Here is a 17,842-nt window from a genome sequence, read left to right on the forward strand (position 1 = left end):
TTACCTTCAGGCTTCAAGGAGCGAAGCCGCGAGTCGGCTCAGTTCGGCGGATGCTTCGGCGTGGTTCCGGTTGGCTTCAGCCACCCTGACCACCTCGCCGATGACCAGCACGGCAGGGTTACTGCAACCGGTGGCTGCTGTTTCGATCGTACCGAGTTCGGCGATGGTGGTGCGCTGCCCCGGACGGTACCCGCGTTCCACCACGGCCATCGGCATGTCCGGCCTCATCCCCGCCCGGCGAAGTCCCGCGGCAAGTTGGGGCAGGGTGCCTATGCCCATGAGGACCACGATCGTTCCTCCCAGACCGGCAAGATGGGTGTGCTCTTTCTCGGTCAGGGGAGCGTGGCCGGAGACAACCGTGAACATGTGGCTTACTTCGCGGTGCGTCACAGGAATCCCCGCTGCGGCCGGAACGGAGATGGCGCTGGTGACGCCGGAGATGACACGCACCGGCACGCCCGCCGCAACGCACGCCGCCACTTCTTCGCCGCCGCGTCCGAACACGTAGGGATCCCCACCCTTGAGCCTGACCACGTTTTGGCCAAGCAGGGCAGCTTCAACCATGAGCTTCTCGATGTCGCGCTGGGTGACCTTATGCAGGCCGGGCTGCTTCCCAACGTCCACCAGCTCGGCGGAGGTCAGGCCAGCCAACTCCTGGTAGGGCGCCAGCCGGTCATAGAACACCACGTCGGCGTCGCGCAGGGCCTCCACGGCACCGACAGTGAGCAGGTCCAGGGCACCCGGACCACCGCCCACCAACGTGACGTTGCCTTCGGCGCCCGCGGCCGGCTCGAACGCTACTGGAATTCCGGCATCGCGGCAGCGTTCCACCAACGGAAGCCAGCCGGCTTCGCCGTCGTCCACCACTGCCACCAGGAACGGACGGTCCGGGAGTTGGCCGTCACCTGGGATACCCTCGGGTGTGCTCAGCCGGGACACGTGGGCTCCGGCGTTCCGGTACCGGCGAACTGCTTGGCGGGCAGACTTTTCGGAGCCGGCAACCAGGACGTCGCGTCCGGTGAGATCAATGGTGAGCTGCATGGGGGACCCCTAGTTTTCTGCGTTGACGGTTTCGCTGCGGACCGGGATGGTGGAAGCGATGAGCACGCCGCCCTTTTCTTCGTTGGTGGCCGGACGGATCTGGCCACGCTCCGGAACGAAGGAGATGGACTCGTCCTTCTGGTCGGGGGCGTTGACGAAGGAACGGAACCTGCGGAGGCGCTCGGGATCCTTCAAGGTCTCGGCCCACTCGTCCTCGTAGGTGTCGATGTGTTTGGCCATGGCAGCTTCGAGCTCGTCGGCGATGCCCAGGGAATCGTGTACCACAACGTCCTCGACGTGCTTGATGTCGCCGTCGAGCTCTTCCTGCCACCGGGCAGTGCGCTGCAGGCGATCGGCGGTGCGGATGTAGTACATCAGGTAGCGGTCGATGTACTTCAGCAGCGTTTCATCATCCAGGTCCTTGGCGAGGAGCTTGGCGTGAGCCGGCGTGGCGCCTCCGTTCCCGCCCACGTAAAGGTTCCAGCCGTCGGCGGTCGCGATCACGCCGACGTCCTTGCCACGCGCTTCTGCACACTCGCGGGCGCAACCGGAAACGCCCATTTTCAACTTGTGCGGGCTGCGAAGACCGCGGTAGCGCAGCTCCAAAGCGATCGCCATGGCCACGGAATCCTGGACACCGAAGCGGCACCACGTGGAGCCGACACAGGACTTCACGGTACGGAGGCTCTTGCCGTAAGCCTGGCCCGATTCGAAGCCGGCATCAACCAGTTCCTTCCAGATGTCCGGCAGTTGCTCAAGGCGCGCTCCGAACATATCGATGCGCTGGCCGCCAGTGATCTTGGTGTACAGGTTGTACTTCTCAGCCACCGCAGCGATGACGCCCAGTCCCTTGGGCGTGATCTCACCGCCGGCGATGCGTGGAACCACCGAATAGGTCCCGTCCTTTTGCATGTTCGCCAGGGCACGGTCGTTGGTGTCCTGCAGGGAACCACGCCCGGCGTCCAGGACGTAGGCGGAGTGCTGGCTGGCCAGGATGGAGGCAATGGTCGGCTTGCAGATGTCGCAACCGGCGCCCGTGCCGTACTTGGCCATGATGTCTTCGAAGGACGTGAGCTCCAGGACACGGATGGCATCGAAGAGCTCCTGGCGGGAAAGGCTGATGTGCTCGCAGAGGGCCTTGGAGACCTCGATGCCGGACTTGGTCAGTTCGCCTTCCAGGAGCTTCTTCAGCATGGGAACGCAGGACCCGCACTGGGTTCCGGCACGGGTGCAGCCCTTCAGCTCGCCGAGTTCTTGTACGGGAGCGTTGCCTTCGCAGGCGCCGCACCCATTAATGGCATCACGGATGGCACCGGCGGCCACGTTGTTGCAGGAGCAGAGGATGGCATCGTCCGGGAGTTCGGTTTCCGGGGCTTCTCCACCGCCGGCCGCGCTCAGGTAGGCGCCGGGTTCTGCAGGGAGCTCGCGGCCAAGGAGGGGACGCAGGCTCATGTACGGGGAGGCGTCGCCCACGAAGATGCCGCCCAGAAGGGTCTTGGCATCGTCGGTGGTGACGATCTTCTGGTAAACACCGCGGGCGGGGTCGGCGTAAACGATTTCGAGGGAGTGCTCTGTCTTGGCGAAGGCGTCACCGAAGCTGGCCACGTCCACACCGGAGAGCTTGAGCTTGGTGGCCGTATCGAAACCGGGGAATGTGGCCTCTCCGCCGTGCAGACGGTCGGCAACAATCTCGGCCATGGTGTTGGCCGGAGCAACGAGGCCCAGGCACATGCCACCAAAGTTGGCTACTTCACCGATGGCCCAGATGCCGTCCACCTCCGTGGCGCAGAAATCGTTGATCACCACACCGCCACGCTGGCCCAGGCTGAAGAGTTGCTCTTCGCCCTCCGCAGCGCGGAAGAGATCATCGCGGGGCCTGACGCCGATGGCTACGATCACGATGTCGGCTGCGATGGTGCGGCCGTCGGCCATGAGGACTCCGGTGACAATACCGTCGTCGTCCGTAACCACCTCGGAGGGGAAGACGCCACCGTGGACCGTGAAGCCCTTGGCTTCGATGAGCCGGCCAAGGGCCTGTCCTGCGCCTTCGTCCAACTGGGTGTTCATGAGCCAGGGTGAGCCGTTGATGACAACCGGGGTAGCTCCCAGTTGTTCGGTGCCGGCTGCGGATTCAAGCCCCAGCAGGCCACCACCGATGGTGACGGCGTTGACTTTGCGTCCCAGCTTCTCCGTCAGCCCGGCTATGGCCTGGTTGATGGCCCATACGTCTTCGAGCGTCCGGTAAACGTGGGTGTGCTCGGCGCCGGGGATGGGAAGACGGGCGGCATCCGAACCCGAGGCGACCACCAGGTGGTCGTATTCGTACTTGTTGCCGGCAGCAGTGAGGACGCTCTTGGCCGCGGAGTCGATCTTGACGGCGCGCTCGCCGGTCTTGAGGGTGATTGCCGGGTGCTCCCACATGGAAGCGTCACCCAGGGTGAGGTCCACGCCGGTTTCGGTGAGCGCCTTACTCAATGCCACGCGGTCGTAGGGGAGGTGGGCCTCTTCGGTCAGCACCGTAACCTGCCAACCTTCAAGTCCGCGGTTGAACATGGCATCAACAAAGCGGTGCGCGGCGGGGCCGCCGCCGACGACGACGATGCGGCGCGGGTTCTCTGTACTTGAAGTGTGTCCGGTCACTGTGGGCCTTTCGCAGATGTTGCCAACGGATCTGTCGCAACTTGTGGTTCCAGCCTAGGGACGGGCAGTTTCGCTTCAGTTTCCCGTTTGTTTCGTGATCTTAACTTCTGCATCACGAGGACATTTCCTCGGGTGTGAGGTCTCTTTTACGAAGTGGACACAATCCGCGCCCCCTGATGAAACACCCGGGTTTTAGCGTGGAGGAGTGGCCGCAAGCGCGGCCCTGTCCGGGGGAGTGACGGCGGAGACTGCCAACACCCGGACACAGTGAGAGGGGCTGACATGACCGTAATTCTGGACGTTACCGACATTCTTGAGCGTGACCTGCGCGCCGCAGCTACGTGGCAGCGTGTTTGCCCGGTGGACGAGCTCGAACTGGCCTGGGGCGAGGCTGCGTTGATCGGCGGTCGCCAGATTGCGCTGTTCCGTACCGCGCCCACCGAGGTCTTCGCTGTTGCCCAGCAGGACCCGGCGACCCTCGCGAACGTTATGGCGCGTGGCATCATCGGGTCCAAGGGAAGCCGCCCGACCATCGCCTCGCCCCTGCACAAAGAGGTCTACGACCTCGAAACCGGTGAGTGCTTCACCAACCCCGACCTCCGCCTCGACGCTTTCCGCACCCGTTTGGTGGACGGCTTCATCGAGGTTGAGCTCTAGGAGTTTTACAAGCCCAGCGCTTCGCGGACGTCCCCGAGGACCTCGTCCAAGGATGTCCGCGCTGCTTGGCGCGCAGCGGGAAGTTCCGCTGCGGATTCCACCGCCTGGATGACTTCCAGGTAGCACTTCAGCTTCGGTTCCGTACCACTGGGCCGGATGATCACGCGGGTGAGGTCGCGGGTCAGGTACAGCAGCCCGTCCGTGGGAGGCAGTGCGTCGCTTCCTTCCGCCAGGTCAGTGAAGACCTCGACGGCGGAGCCCCCGAAAGCTTCGGGCGGGTTGACCCGCAAGCGGTTCATCATGGCGTCCAGCAGGCCCAGGTCCGCCACCCGAATGCTCAGCTGGTCACTCGCGTGCAGGCCGTGCACCAGGTAAAGATCGTCCAGTGTGTCGAAGATCGTCCGGCCCTCGGCCTTGGCAGCTGCCGCAAATTCAGCGATCAGCACTGCCGCCGAGATGCCGTCCTTGTCGCGCACCAGCCCAGGGGCCACACAGTAGCCCAGCGCCTCTTCGTACCCGTAGATGAGTCCTGGAACGCGTGAAATCCATTTGAAGCCCGTGAGCGTTTCCTCGTGCGCGTACCCCGCCGCAGCGGCAATACGTGAGAGCAGCCGCGAGGAAACGATCGAGTTGGCGAAGACTCCGGTGTGCGGCTCGTCGCCGGCGCTGGCGGTCAAACGCGCCACGACATGAGCGCCCAGAAGGGCACCTACCTCGTCGCCGCGCAGCATCCGCCATGCCCCTGTGTCCGGGTCCAGGGCAGCAACCGCGGCCCGATCGGCGTCGGGATCGTTGGCCAGAACGATGTCCGCCCCTGATTCCGCGGCTGCCGCGAGAGCCAGGTCCAAGGCACCGGGTTCTTCCGGGTTAGGGAAGGCGACCGTGGGGAAGTCCGGGTCAGGCTCTGCCTGTTCGGCCACGAGGGTCACATCGGTGAATCCGGCTGCGTTCAGGACAGAAACGGCCGTTTCGCCGCCGACGCCGTGCATGGGGGTCAAAACAATTTTGAGGTCCCGGGCGGGGAAGTGTTTGCGGTCCACCAGGCTGGCCATGGCCGACTCGTAGTCGGATGCGATGGAGGTGGGCAGGACCGTCCAGCCGCCGTCGGCAAGTTCGATCGATTCCAATGCGCCCACTGCCTGGATCTTTTCCGCGATTTCAGCGTCGTAGGGGGCTACGATCTGGGAGCCGCGGCCGCTTTCGGACACGGCGTGCCGGCCAAGGTAGACCTTGTATCCGTTGTCCTGTGGCGGGTTGTGGCTGGCGGTGACCATCACGCCGCCGTCGCAATCGAGGTTCCTGACCGCGTAGGCGAGCAACGGCGTCGGAAGTGCCGCCGGCATGAGGAACGTTTCGATGCCTGCCGCGGTGAAGATCGCGGCGGTTTCCTGGGCAAAGATGTCCGAGTTGTAGCGTGCGTCGAAGCCGACGACGGCGCGGGGCCGCGTTCCGGGAGAAGCCGCCTCGACCGTTTCCGTGAGGAAGGCTGCCAAACCTGCTGCTGCCCGGCGCACCACCACGCGGTTCATCCGGTTGGGTCCGGGACCGAGGGCTGCGCGAAGGCCGGCAGTGCCGAATTGCAGGGTGCCGTTGAAGCTGTCGCCCAGTTCCTGGATTGCTGCGGCATCGCCGCTGCCGGCGAGTTCCATGAGCTCGGTGAGCTCGGCGGACGTTGCCGGGTCCGGGTCTTGGGAGGCCCACAGGCGGGCGTCGGTGATCAGCTGTTCAAAGGCGGCATCGTTGGATGTCATAGGGACAAAACTATCCTCAAATGGAGGAACAGGGCGCAACGAGGGGTGGGATAACGCCCTTAAGAAGGGTCGTAAAGGGTGAAATCCCGCCCCTCGGCGCTAAAACTGACGCGTTTGCACCGTAAACTGCGTGTCCCCGTCCGTGCTGAACACCGAGGTTCCCGTGTCGTCCCAGTCAGGGAAGAAGGTGTCCGAGATGACGATGGCGCCGTCCCCGGCGAAGACTTCCACGGATGAGGAATCCAGGAGAATCTGGAGGCGGACCTTGGCATCGTTATGGGAGGGAGGCAGCGTGGCCTGGTGGTACGGGCTGAACTTCTCGGAAAAGTTGGTGGTTCCGGCGTTCGAACGGTCTACCTTCACCGTGCGGGTGTCCTTGGCGTAAGTGATCCGCAGGGCTGATTTTCCGTCGGCTGATGCACGGAGGTTCACGCCTGCCTCGCGGGCCGATGTCAGCTCCATCTCCACCTCGAGCAGTTGCGCCCGGGCGGTGAAATCGCCGTCCAGGTGCTGCAGCCCGGAGCCGACGGTGAGGTTTTTGCCTTGGACGACACTGCCAGCGCGTTCAAGGGCCTCCCGTGCAGCAGTGGCAATGGCCGATCGCAGCTCCAAACGGCGCTCGCCGCGCACCAGTGTCAGTTCGCGCGGGATCGCCATGGATCCGCGCCATGGAGTGGTGGGAACATGCTGGGCGTAGTCCCAGTTGCCCATCCAGCCCAGCAGCACGGGCTTGCCGCCGGGTGCACTGGAAATGGAGTTCGCCGCGTAGTAGTCAGCGCCGTAATCCAGCCACTGCGAATCGGTGGGCGGGGCGTCAGGGGCGGCGGCATTTTCCGCCGTGAACCGTGTTCCGTCGAATTCGCCCACAAAATACTGCATGCCCGACCCGCCCGCGATGCCCCCGGGGTTGATGCTCAACAGCATGACCCATTTCTTCGCCGTGGAGTCTTCCAGGGCCATTTCGATGAGTTCCGGAACCTCCCACAGGCCGCCCTGGGCTCCGGCTCCGGAGAAATCGCTGAGGAAATCCCAGTGGAGAAGATCGGTGGATTTGAACATCTTCACCACTTGGGCGTCGGCCACCACTGTGGTCATCACCCAGTAGTGGCCCGGCTCGTACCAGGTGATCTTGGGATCGCGGAAGTTGTTGTTGGTGGGAGCGAGGTTCAGCACCGGGTTGCCACGGTACTTTTCCCACGTGGTGCCCTTGTCCAGGCTGAATGCAACCGACTGGGCCTGCGCGCCTTGGGGGAGTGCGCCGTTCTTTCCATAAGCGCTCGTATAAAGGGCCACCATGGGCGGGTTTTCAGCGGACCCGAGGCCGGACGCGTTCTTGGTGTCCACCACGATACAGCCGGAAAAGACTTCTTCTTCCGGGCTGGCTTCCATGGCTACCGGCTGTTGTTCCCAGTGCACCAGGTCGGTGCTGGTGGAGTGGCCCCAGGACATGTTCCCCCATGAGTTTCCGCGCGGATTGTGCTGGTAGAAGGCGTGGTACGTCCCATCGTGGTAGACCAGCCCATTGGGGTCGTTGAGCCAGTTCTTCGCGGCTGTCAGATGGGCGCCCGGCCGCCAGGGGTCCGAAGCGGTAGGTGCGGTACCCGCGACGGTGGGGGTCGGCGTCGGGCTTTCATCCGGTGTGCAGGCAGCGGCCGAAAAACCAACCACGACGGCGGCACTTGCGGCCAGCAGGTGGCGGCGGGACAGGTGGGGGTTGGGGAGAGTCATGGGGAGAATCCTGAAAGGTTGGGGTGGCGGGGGTGCCGGCACGTGTGGGGCCGGCACCCCCGCCGTGGCCTGACGGCCGGGGGTGTTACTTGTAGAGGCCTTCGCCACCAACACGGACGTTGGTGGGCAGGTAGCCGAACGGGCCGAGGCCGTTCTGGCCGAAGCTGCGGTCAACCTGGGTCACACCACCCTTGAAGTTCATCTTCACGGTGGGTGAGAGCGAACCGCCGCGTACGCCATCGACGTTGTCGATGAACGACTGGACGAGGCCGCCCGGCTGGACGTAGTGCGAGTAGGCCTGGAATTGCCGCCCGTTCTGGCGCGGATCCGGTCCTTCCGGCGCGTTGGCCGGCATGTTCAGGTCCGTGGGGGAGCCCAAAGCCAAGCCGCTGTTATTGACCGGCTGGTAGTCCGAACGAACGCCGTCGCCGACGAAGCCGTACACGCCGTCGGGGCCGCGCATGCCGTCGGCATAGGTGAACTGGTGGCTGATGGTGAACAGGTAGTACTTGTTCTTGCCGTTCTCGTTCTGGATGAAGATCTGCGGACGCTCGGTCTGGTCGTTGACGCAGTTGGCGGACAGGACCGGCGGGAGGAAGCTCCACTTTGTCAGGTCTTTGTTGTCAGCCACAGCCAGGCCCACGTTGGCGGTCTGGTACCAGGCGCCCGTGGTGCTGTTGACCTGGTCCACTGTCTCAGAGTGCGGATCGCCCGGACGGTAGCCCAGGTCTTCCTGCTTGCACTTGTAGGAGCCGCGGGTGCCACCGGTGTTGCCTTCGAACACCATGAAGGTCTTGCCGGGGTGTGCGGGGTCCGCAAACGTGTAGGGATCACGGAAGGCGAAGCCCGGGTTCTGGGCTTTGTTCTGGTACAGCTTTCCGTCCGGCTCAAGCAGCTTGGTGTGCTGGAAACCATCGAAGGTCACGCCGTCCTTGGTGGCGTGGATGGTGCCAAGGGCTTTTGCGATGGCCGCATCCGGGGCAATCCCGCCGCCGCCTGCGTTGCGCTCGGCGACGTCGTAGAACGTGGTGGCCGTATAGAACACATTGATCTTGTTGCCCTGCATGAGGCGCGTGGAGCCGGACCATTCCGTGTTGCCGATGGAGGTGTTGTCCAGGAACAGGTGGCCGCCGTAGTTCCATTTGTCCTTGGCGGGATCGGCGTTGGTCTTGCGGAAGAAGTAGCCGATTCGGGCGTTCCAGTGACGCTGGTCGAAGCCGTAGCCTGCGTGGCGGTCGGCGACGAGGGCGAAGATTACGTCCCAGCCCTTGTAGCTGATCTGGTTCGCGTTCTCGTCCGTCAAGGACCAGGTGTCCCAGACCCAGACGTCGTCGTTCATGGCGGGGAAGTCCTTGGGGATTTCCGGCATGGTGACGTTGGGGCTCATGGAGTTCTGTCCGGGCGCAACGTTGGGGTTGCTCTGGGCCATGATCTGTTTGGCGTCGGCTCGCGTCCACTTGGAGGTGAAGTTCGCGGCGGGGTCGTAGGCCTGTTGCGTGTGCAGGCTCGGCAGGGGGAAGCCGGGCGTTGGCGCCGGCATGGTGCTCGACGGCGGGTCGGCCGGCAGGTTGGCCTGCGCAGCCGGCGTGAGCAGCAGGATGCTGCCTGCCACGCTGGCTGCCGCTGCGACGGCTACTGCCCGTCGCAGACGGCGGCGTGGCCGTTGAGGGGTTGAGTGCGTGTTCATGCTTGCTCTTCTCGCGGAGTGTTGGACTTCGTGGAGTGGGGCGCATGCCCTGATCCCCGGTATGGGGTTTCCCTGCTCCGGCGTCCATCGAGCCGCGGGAGGCGTCATCGAAGGACGCCATCGTTTCGGGAGTGCGGCAAGGCCTTGAGGGGACTTGCTGCCGTTCGCTCCGGCACGTCGACTTACCGGAACGCTCCCACGCTAGACACGTGTTAGGTCGCAAATCAAAGGACGTTTCAGAGGCCCAAAAAGCTACCCGCCGGTAGATGTGCAAGCGCTTACATTGTCAACGTGCGCGCGTGGCATATCCGCGGGAAGCGGGTCAAATGTTTCGGCATAAATCTTATTTATTCTGAGAATTTACTGTGTGTTTACGTGCCGGAAGAATTGTTAGCGCGCACCAATAAACGCAGCCTTAAAGCAGCAATGCGTGGCCACCGGACGGTGACCACGCATGTGACTGACGCAGGGAGCTACTAGAGCTTCGCGATAATCTCCGCCAGCAGCTTGGAGATCCGCTTGCCCGCGGCCTGGCCGGCTTCGAGGACTTCGGCGTGGCTCAAGGGAACGGGGCTGATGCCGGCTGCGAGGTTGGTGACCAGCGAGATCCCGAAGACTTCCATGCCCGCGTGGCGGCCGGCGATCGCTTCCAAAGCGGTGGACATGCCTACAAGGTCCGCGCCGATGCGCTTGGCGTACTGGACTTCCGCCGGGGTTTCGTAGTGCGGCCCGGTGAACTGCGCGTACACACCCTCCTGCAGGGATGGATCCACTTCACGGGCCAGGCCGCGGATCCGCGAAGAGTAGAGGTCGGTGAGGTCAACGAACGTAGCGCCCTCAAGCGGTGAGGTCGCAGTCAGGTTGATGTGGTCGCTGATGAGCACGGGTGTCCCCGGCGTCCAGTCCTCGTTGAGGCCGCCACAGCCGTTGGTGAGGACCAGTGTCTTGCACCCTGCGGCCGCAGCCGTGCGGACACCGTGGACTACCGACCGGACGCCCCTGCCTTCGTAGTAGTGCGTCCTCGCGCCAAGCACCAAGGCCCGCTTGCCCTCCTTGGTCAGGACGGAGCGGATGGTGCCAACGTGGCCCACCACAGCGGGTTTGTGGAAGCCGGGCACCTCCGAGGCGTTAAGGGTCGCGGTGGTCTCGCCGATTAGATCGGCGGCCTCGGCCCAGCCGGATCCCAGCACCAGTGCAACATCGTGGGACTCGATGCCGGTTTCCGCTGCAATGAAGTCTGCGGCGGCCTGGGCGGCTTCGAAGGGGTCTGTGTTCATCAGCTCAGTGTTACTCACTGGTACAAGCTACCTTGCGGCCACGGGACTTTGGTAGGGACGCACGCGTGGGTGAGGGTGGGCTGAGTGGCAGCCGGCGTGGCAATGAGCGAGAATTGAGGATTGTGACCACCCAAGTTGACTTCAGTGCCCCCCGTATCGCGATCCTGGGAGGTGGTCCCGGCGGATATGAAGCTGCCATGGTGGCCGCCTCACTCGGTGCCCACGTCACCATTGTTGAGCGGGCGGGCCTTGGCGGCTCGGCCGTGCTGACCGACGTCGTGCCTTCCAAAACGCTCATCGCAACTGCCGATCTCATGACCCGCGTCGGCGAGGCCGACGAGCTGGGAGTGAAGTTCGACGGCGACGGCGCGGCATCAAAGCCCCGCGCCGACCTCAAGCACATCAACGACCGCGTCCTGAACCTGGCCCATGGACAGTCTGAGGACATCCGTGCAGGACTTGAGCGCCTGGGCGTGGAGATCGTCATTGGTTCCGGCAAGCTGCTGGACAACAACACCATCGAGGTCCTGACCATCGACGGCACCCGCACCATTGACGCCGACGCAATCCTGTTGGCCGTTGGCGCCCACCCGCGTGAACTCCCCACCGCCAAGCCCGACGGCGAACGCATCCTCAACTGGGCCCAGATCTACAACCTGGACGAACTTCCCGAGGAACTGATCGTGGTTGGTTCCGGTGTGACCGGGGCCGAGTTCGCCTCCGCCTACAACGGCCTTGGTTCCAAGGTCACGCTGATTTCCAGCCGCGACCAGGTCCTCCCCGGCGAGGACACGGATGCGGCCAAGCTGCTGGAAGGCGTCTTCGAGCGCCGCGGTGTCCGAGTCTTGTCGAAGTCCCGCGCCAACGCCGTTGAGCGGACCGACGACGGCGTGAAGGTCACCTTGGGTGACGGATCGATCGTGACAGGTACGCACTGCCTGGTGTGTGTTGGGTCCATTCCCAACACCGCTGGAATCGGCCTTGAAGAAGCGGGCGTGACGCTCACGGAATCCGGCCACATCAAGGTGGACGGCGTTTCCCGCACCACTGCCCCCAACATCTACGCGGCCGGCGACTGCACCGGTGTGTTCGCCCTCGCATCCGTGGCCGCCATGCAGGGCCGGATCGCGATCGCGCACTTCATGGGCGACGGCGTGAAGCCCCTCAAGCTCAACCAAGTTGCGTCCAACATCTTCACCTCCCCGGAAATCGCGTCCGTGGGCGTTTCCGAGGCCGACCTCGCGTCCGGCAAGTACCAGGGCGATGTTGTGATGCTGTCCCTGCTCAGCAATGCCCGCGCCAAGATGCGCAACACCAAGGATGGCTTCGTCAAGATCATCGCCCGCAAGGGATCCGGCACAGTGATCGGTGGAGTGGTGGTTGGCCCGAATGCCTCGGAGCTCATCTTCCCGATCTCGGTTGCCGTCACCCAGAAGCTGCACGTCGATGACGTGGCCAGCGCTTTCACGGTGTACCCGTCCCTGACGGGATCCATTTCCGAGGCCGCACGCCGCTTGCACGTCCACATGTAGTTGTGACGCCGACGCCCGTTTCGACGGTTCGCAGCGCACCAGACGATTCCTACCGTCTAACGTGCAGCGAACCATCGAAACGGGCGTTTGTGCTTCCTACGTGTGCAGAGCGGCGATGGCTTCAGCGAGGGGCATGTGCAACGCAGGACCGTGGCCCGGCAGGCTGAAGTGTCCGATTCGATGGCTCGCTGCGGAGAATGCCGGGCGCACGGCATGCTCCGCAGCGAACCCCCGAACCCGAGCGGCAAACCAAAAACTATGCGGCTTCAAGCGGCGGCGGCCTGGAAGTGTTTCTCGATGATGCCCTTGATGTCCTCGTGGCACCCGCCGCAGCCTGTACCGGCGCGGGTGGCCTTGGAAACATCGGCAACCGTCGAGCACCCGTCCGCCACGGAGTCGCCAATGCTGGCCGCGCTGACCCCCGCGCAACGGCAAACGGTCCGTTGCGGGTCGGTGCTGGTGGCGCCGCTGTTCAGCTGGTCCGGACCATCCAGGCGCAGCAGCAAGGACCGGTCAGCGGGGAGTTCGGAAGAGCGCTCAAACAAGACCACCAGTTCGGCAGCAGTACGGGGCATGCCCACAGACACCAAGCCCTCCAGCACACCGCCCCGGGTGGTCATCTTTACGTAGCGGCCGTGCTCAGGATCGGCCCACTGCGAGACCTGCCGCCGCGGGCGCCCGGAAGCAGCACCGGCTTCCAATAGCTCTTCATCCCAGGGATCCGCCTGGTTGTCGCCCGCCACGGCAAGGTTGATGCCGCGCGCCTTCAGGACCACCACACCGGGCTTTTCCGGGGGGAGTGCTTCCAGGGCATCCGCTGCGTCCTGTCCGTCGCGGGCCAGTACCACGAGATACTCGGCCAACCATTCGGCCTGCCGCCAGCCCGGACCAATCAGGCCGGACGGACCAGGGGCGCTCCGGCAATCGAGGCATGCAGCGTCCGGGCAGCGCACTTCCGCACAGTCACCGATCGCGAACATGTGGGGCTCGTGAAAGGTCCGGAGGTGGTGGTCCACCAGGATTCCGGAGCCCACCGGCAGGCCGCAACCCTCGGCCAGTTCTATCCGGGGGCGGACACCACAGGAGAGCACCAGCAAGTCCCCGTCAATGGCCGATCCATCATCAAGAAGCAGGGCAGAGAAGGAACCACCCGGCCCGGCAGTCTCCACACCGGTGGAGCGGGCGTTGCCCGCCATCCTGACTCCGCCCAAACGCAAGCTGTTGGTGAGCACGGAGCCGCTGCCGCGGTCGATGCTGCGGCCCAAAGGGAAGGGGCCGTTGTGGACGACGGTAGCCAGGGCACCCTCCTCGGAAGCGGCCAGCGCCGTCTCCAAGCCCAGGACGCCACCGCCCAGTACCACCACGCGCTTGCCACCTGCCACGGCAGCACGGAGGACGGCGGCGTCCCTTAGATCGCGCAATGCCGTCACTCCCGCCGGAAGCACAGGTCCGGAAGGGTCCGGGTTGAGGCCGGTGAGGTTGGGAATCACGGGACGGGAACCAGTGGCGAACACCAACCGGTCGTATTGCTCTGAGCTGCCATCGGAAAGCACTACGTGCTGGCGTGCCCGGTCTATCCTTTTGACCTTCACGCCCAACCTGACGTCGACGCCGTCGGCCATCAATTCTGCTGCGTCAGCCACGGCGAGGGCCTCGGCAGTGGTCCGACCCACGCCCAGTTCAGCAACCATCACGCGGTTGTAGGCAGCCTCCGGCTCCTGTCCAACCACCATCAGCTGGACCAGGCCCGAACGTACGGCGGGGAGGATTTCGTCCACGAGCCGCGCGGCAACGGGACCGAAACCTACGACGACAATCCGCTCGCTCATAAAGCCTCCTTGACGTAAACCGGCACTCGAACCCCGACGGCGATTGTTGCCGCCGGGGTTGCCCCGGCCTTCTTAACCCACACACGGCTGGTCTTGAACTCCGGCATGCCGGAAATGGGATCTGTGGCCGCCTCCGTGAGGCGGTTGGCATTCTCCTGGCCGGGGAAGTGGAACGGCAGGAAAACAGTGTCGGCCCGGACAGAGTTGCTGAGCTCGGCCCGGCAGAGGACCTCGCCGCGTTCGTTCGTGACCGTGGCGTAGTCGCCGTCGGCAATCCCACGTGAAGCTGCGGTGCCCGGGTGGATCAGCAGCCGCGCCTGCGGTTGGGCTGCCATCAGTGCCTCGACCCGTCGGGTTTGCGCGCCGGACTGGTAGTGCTCCAGCAGCCGCCCGGTAGCCAGTGCCAGCGAGTCATCCGCAAATGAACGCACGGCCCGCTTGGACGGCGTCACGGGCACCATGACGGCCCGGCCATCAGAGTGCGCGAAGCCGTCGCCGAAAAGCCGCGGCGTACCAGTGCTGCCAACGGGGTAGGGCCAGTAGGCAGCTTCCCCGCGGTCCAGCATGGCGTAGTCGATGCCCGAGTAATCGGCCAAGCCGCCGGCGGAGGCCAGACGAAGTTCTTCAAACACCGTCTCAGGGTCGTCACTGAAAGTGGAGGGTGCGTCCAGGCGTTCAGCGAGCCGGGCCATAAGCCACAACTCGCTCCGCACGCCCGGGGGAGGATTGAGCGCCTTGCGACGGCGGATCACCCGACCCTCCAGGTTGGTCAGCGTGCCCTCCTCCTCGGCCCATTGCGTGACAGGCAGGACCAGATCCGCTTCGGCGGCCGTCTCTGACATGAAGAAATCACAGACAACCAGAAAGTCGAGAGCCCGCAGCCCGGCCGTCACGGCGTTGGTATCAGGCGCTGACACCACAACGTTGGCGCCGTGCACGAAAAGGCAACGGACGCCGTCGGGCTTCCCGAGCGACTTCAGGAGTTCGACGGCCGGCAGTCCCGGTCCGGGGATCAGAGACTCATCGATTCCCCACACCTGGGCGATGTGGGCGCGGGCGGCGGGATCGGTGATTTTGCGGTAACCGGGGAGCTGGTCGGCCTTCTGTCCGTGTTCCCGGCCGCCTTGGCCGTTGCCCTGCCCGGTGAGTGTGCCGTAGCCGCTGCGCGCCGAACCGGGCAGGCCGAGGAGAAGGCTGAGGTTGATCGCGGCGGTGGCCGTGTCCGTGCCGTCCACGTGCTGTTCCACGCCGCGACCACTCAGGATGTAGCTGCCGCCGGTACGGGCACCGTGAGCCAGCCGCCTGGCGGTCTCGCGGATGAGGTTCGCGGGAACGCCGGTGATGGTCTGGACGCGTTCGGGCCAGAAGGCATTGAGGCTGCGCACCACAGCCGCGTAACCGGTGGTCTTTGCAGCAATGAACTCGTCATCCACCAGACCCTCGTGCACCACCACATGGGAGATGCCCAAAAGGAGGGCCAAATCGGTACCGGGGGTCGGCTGCAGGTGGAGGCCGCCGCCGTCGGACGTCAACGCAGCAGTAGCCGAGCGGCGCGGATCCACCACGATCAGGCCGCCGGCGTCGCGGGCGCCCTGCAGGTGCGGGACGAAGGGTGGCATGGTCTCGGCAACGTTGGAACCGAGCATGAGGATGACGGACGCGGTGTCCAGGTCCGTTACCGGGAAGGGGAGGCCGCGGTCCACGCCGAACGCACGGTTGCCTGCCGCAGCAGCCGAGGACATGCAGAACCGGCCGTTGTAGTCGATGCGGGAAGTCCTCAGCGCCAGGCGCGCGAACTTGCCCAGCAGGTACGCCTTCTCGTTGGTGAGGCCGCCGCCCCCGAAGACGCCCACCGCATCGTTTCCGTATTGCTTTTGGGTGTCCTTGACGGCCGCTGCGATGAGCATGAGCGCTTGGTCCCAGGAGATCGGGTGGTGGACGCCGTCCGATCCCTTGAGGAGCGGTTCGGTGACCCGGCCGTTGTGATGCAACAACGACGCCGATGTCCAGCCTTTGCGGCACAGCCCGCCCCGGTTGGTGGGGAAGTCGCGCCCGGAGACCTCCAGGGGCGCGGCTGGCTGGGCCGGTTCTGCGGTGGGTGCGGGCGCCGGCCCCGGCGCGGCGGAGTCCGTCGTGGCCGGGGTCAGCGTCATGGCGCACTGGAGCGCGCAGTAGGGGCAGTGGGTATCGGCGCCGTTGGGCATCTAGATGTGTCCGATCGTGTTGCGCTTCCGGGCCGGGCGGATGTAGCAGACCCAGCAGACGGTAAGCATCAGGACGTACGCTCCCACGAATCCGTAGAACGCCGGCGTGTAGGAACCTGCGGTGGTGTTGGAGGCGTTGAGCACCTGCGGGATCACGAAGCCGCCATAGGCGCCGATCGCCGAGATCAGGCCCAGTGAGGATGCTGCAAGCCGGGCGGTGGCCGCGCTACTGGCCCCGCTCCGTGCAGCCCTGCTGGAGGTGGCGAAGATGACCGGGATCATGCGGTACGTTGCGCCGTTACCAAAGCCGCTCGCCAGGAAGAGGAGCAGGAACAGGGTGAGGAAGAGCCAAAAGTTCTTCAGCGGCAACGTCCAGATCATGGTGAGGGTGATGACGGCCATGGAAGCGAAGGAGGCAATGGTCATTCGCGCCCCGCCCATCCGGTCGGCCATGCGTCCGCCGTAGGGGCGGGCCAGGGAGCCGACAAGCGGGCCGAGGAAGGCAAGTGAGAGCGCAACTGCGCCGACGTGGATGGAGGAGAAGTCCGGGAAGTAGTCCTTGATCAGTTTGGGGAAGACGCCCGCAAAGCCGATGAAGGAACCGAAGGTACCGATATACAGGAACGCCATGACCCACAGGTGCGGTTCCTTGAGGGCGGCCAGCGAGCCGGCCACATCGCCTTTGGCGCTGGTGAGGTTGTTCATGTACTTCCAGGCGCCGAAGGCGGCGATGAGGATCAGGGGAATCCAGATGATGCCAGCCATGGGAAGGTTGACCGTTCCCGCCGCCAGGAGCGTGATGGCGATCGGAACAACAAGCTGCGCGACGGCGGCACCCAGGTTTCCGCCGGCGGCGTTCAGGCCCAGCGCCCAACCCTTTTCGCGGGCCGGGTAGAAGAAGGTGATGTTGGCCATGGAGCTGGCGAAGTTGCCGCCACCGAAGCCGGCAAGGGCGGCGATGAGAAGCATGACACCGAACGGCGTTTCCGGGTTGGAGACGCAGATCGCCAATCCCGTGGTGGGGATCAGGAGCAGGAGTGCCGAGACGATGGTCCAGTTCCGGCCACCGAACTTCGGAACCATGAAGGTGTAGGGGATTCGGAGTGTTGCGCCTACGAGGCTGGGAATGGAGATGAGCCAGAAGATCTGGTTGGAGTCGAACGCGAAACCGGCAGCTGGGAGCTGGACGACCACGATGGACCACAGCTGCCAGACAACGAATCCGAGGAATTCGGCGAAGATGGACCAGTAGAGGTTTCGCTTGGCGATGGACCGGCCTTCGGCTTCCCACTGGCCCTTGTCCTCGGCATCCCAGTTGGCGATCCAGCGGCCGGGGCGGTGTTCAAGGGTGGGGGTGGCGGCAGCAGTGGACTGGACGGGAACCAGTGCATCTGCGGTGCTATCAACAGTCACGGGAGTGCCTCCTTGGTGGGGGACGTTGTTCTTCCAAGGTAGGTTTGGCGCATTTCACGGACGGACGCTGTTTGTAAACGCCC

At 64.6% G+C, this 17,842-nt stretch carries 11 protein-coding genes; 2 read left to right on the plus strand and 9 right to left on the minus strand.

What is annotated here, in order from left to right; translation table 11 throughout:
• Positions 1 to 6: 6 nt before the first annotated feature.
• Together cobA and nirB are read right to left on the minus strand one after the other, a co-directional pair.
• Positions 7 to 1,041, minus strand: coding sequence for a uroporphyrinogen-III C-methyltransferase (gene cobA / locus QRM57_RS07800; RefSeq protein ID WP_284986165.1), 1,035 nt, complete (start codon positions 1,039 to 1,041; stop codon positions 7 to 9).
• A gap of 9 nt (positions 1,042 to 1,050) precedes the next feature.
• Entirely contained in the window at positions 1,051 to 3,681 is a 2,631-nt protein-coding gene (gene nirB, locus QRM57_RS07805; RefSeq protein WP_284986166.1) for a nitrite reductase large subunit NirB, read from the minus strand.
• 282 nt (positions 3,682 to 3,963) lie between these two features.
• Between nirB and nirD the strand changes: the two genes are divergently transcribed.
• Entirely contained in the window at positions 3,964 to 4,338 is a 375-nt protein-coding gene (gene nirD / locus QRM57_RS07810) for a nitrite reductase small subunit NirD (RefSeq protein ID WP_284986167.1), read from the plus strand.
• A gap of 5 nt (positions 4,339 to 4,343) precedes the next feature.
• Here the strand turns inward: nirD and QRM57_RS07815 are convergent, their stop codons facing one another.
• The 4 genes from QRM57_RS07815 to QRM57_RS07830 all read right to left on the minus strand — a co-directional run bounded on the left by QRM57_RS07815 (position 4,344) and on the right by QRM57_RS07830 (position 10,781).
• Complete coding sequence (locus QRM57_RS07815; RefSeq protein ID WP_284986168.1) at positions 4,344 to 6,089, minus strand: phospho-sugar mutase; 1,746 nt, start codon at positions 6,087 to 6,089, stop codon at positions 4,344 to 4,346.
• A 99-nt stretch (positions 6,090 to 6,188) separates the two neighbouring features.
• Entirely contained in the window at positions 6,189 to 7,817 is a 1,629-nt protein-coding gene (locus tag QRM57_RS07820) for a glycoside hydrolase family 32 protein (RefSeq protein ID WP_284986169.1), read from the minus strand.
• Positions 7,818 to 7,902: 85 nt separating this feature from the next.
• Positions 7,903 to 9,504: a glycoside hydrolase family 68 protein gene (locus QRM57_RS07825; RefSeq protein WP_257368580.1), complete on the minus strand. Its 1,602-nt coding sequence runs from the start codon at positions 9,502 to 9,504 to the stop codon at positions 7,903 to 7,905.
• A 476-nt stretch (positions 9,505 to 9,980) separates the two neighbouring features.
• Positions 9,981 to 10,781: a purine-nucleoside phosphorylase gene (locus tag QRM57_RS07830; protein ID WP_235519456.1), complete on the minus strand. Its 801-nt coding sequence runs from the start codon at positions 10,779 to 10,781 to the stop codon at positions 9,981 to 9,983.
• Between the two features lie 122 nt (positions 10,782 to 10,903).
• Here QRM57_RS07830 and QRM57_RS07835 point away from each other — a divergent pair, with 122 nt between their 5' ends.
• Entirely contained in the window at positions 10,904 to 12,313 is a 1,410-nt protein-coding gene (locus tag QRM57_RS07835; protein WP_284986170.1) for an NAD(P)H-quinone dehydrogenase, read from the plus strand.
• Positions 12,314 to 12,579: 266 nt separating this feature from the next.
• Here QRM57_RS07835 and QRM57_RS07840 read toward each other — a convergent pair whose 3' ends face one another.
• The 3 genes from QRM57_RS07840 to QRM57_RS07850 are packed head-to-tail and all read right to left on the minus strand — an operon-like array spanning position 12,580 to position 17,759.
• Entirely contained in the window at positions 12,580 to 14,142 is a 1,563-nt protein-coding gene (locus QRM57_RS07840; RefSeq protein WP_284986171.1) for an FAD-dependent oxidoreductase, read from the minus strand.
• Positions 14,139 to 16,346 (minus strand): molybdopterin oxidoreductase family protein, encoded by a 2,208-nt coding sequence (locus tag QRM57_RS07845; RefSeq protein WP_284986172.1) that lies wholly within the window; start codon positions 16,344 to 16,346, stop codon positions 14,139 to 14,141. Before QRM57_RS07845 ends, QRM57_RS07840 begins: the two co-directional genes overlap by 4 nt.
• Positions 16,347 to 17,759, minus strand: a complete 1,413-nt coding sequence (locus QRM57_RS07850; RefSeq protein WP_284986173.1) for an MFS transporter — start codon at positions 17,757 to 17,759, stop codon at positions 16,347 to 16,349.
• Positions 17,760 to 17,842: the final 83 nt, after the last annotated feature.

The organism is Arthrobacter sp. fls2-241-R2A-172, assembly GCF_030208885.1.
Lineage (GTDB): Bacteria > Actinomycetota > Actinomycetes > Actinomycetales > Micrococcaceae > Arthrobacter.

What these genes read in the sequence shown, in the direction of transcription:
- cobA (WP_284986165.1), bottom strand. Translation starts at nt 1,041, where the DNA reads ATGCAGCTCACCATTGATCTCACCGGACGCGACGTCCTGGTTGCCGGC.
- nirD (WP_284986167.1), top strand. Translation starts at nt 3,964, where the DNA reads ATGACCGTAATTCTGGACGTTACCGACATTCTTGAGCGTGACCTGCGC.
- QRM57_RS07815 (WP_284986168.1), bottom strand. Translation starts at nt 6,089, where the DNA reads ATGACATCCAACGATGCCGCCTTTGAACAGCTGATCACCGACGCCCGC.
- QRM57_RS07820 (WP_284986169.1), bottom strand. Translation starts at nt 7,817, where the DNA reads ATGACTCTCCCCAACCCCCACCTGTCCCGCCGCCACCTGCTGGCCGCA.
- QRM57_RS07825 (WP_257368580.1), bottom strand. Translation starts at nt 9,504, where the DNA reads ATGAACACGCACTCAACCCCTCAACGGCCACGCCGCCGTCTGCGACGG.
- QRM57_RS07830 (WP_235519456.1), bottom strand. Translation starts at nt 10,781, where the DNA reads ATGAACACAGACCCCTTCGAAGCCGCCCAGGCCGCCGCAGACTTCATT.
- QRM57_RS07840 (WP_284986171.1), bottom strand. Translation starts at nt 14,142, where the DNA reads ATGAGCGAGCGGATTGTCGTCGTAGGTTTCGGTCCCGTTGCCGCGCGG.
- QRM57_RS07845 (WP_284986172.1), bottom strand. Translation starts at nt 16,346, where the DNA reads ATGCCCAACGGCGCCGATACCCACTGCCCCTACTGCGCGCTCCAGTGC.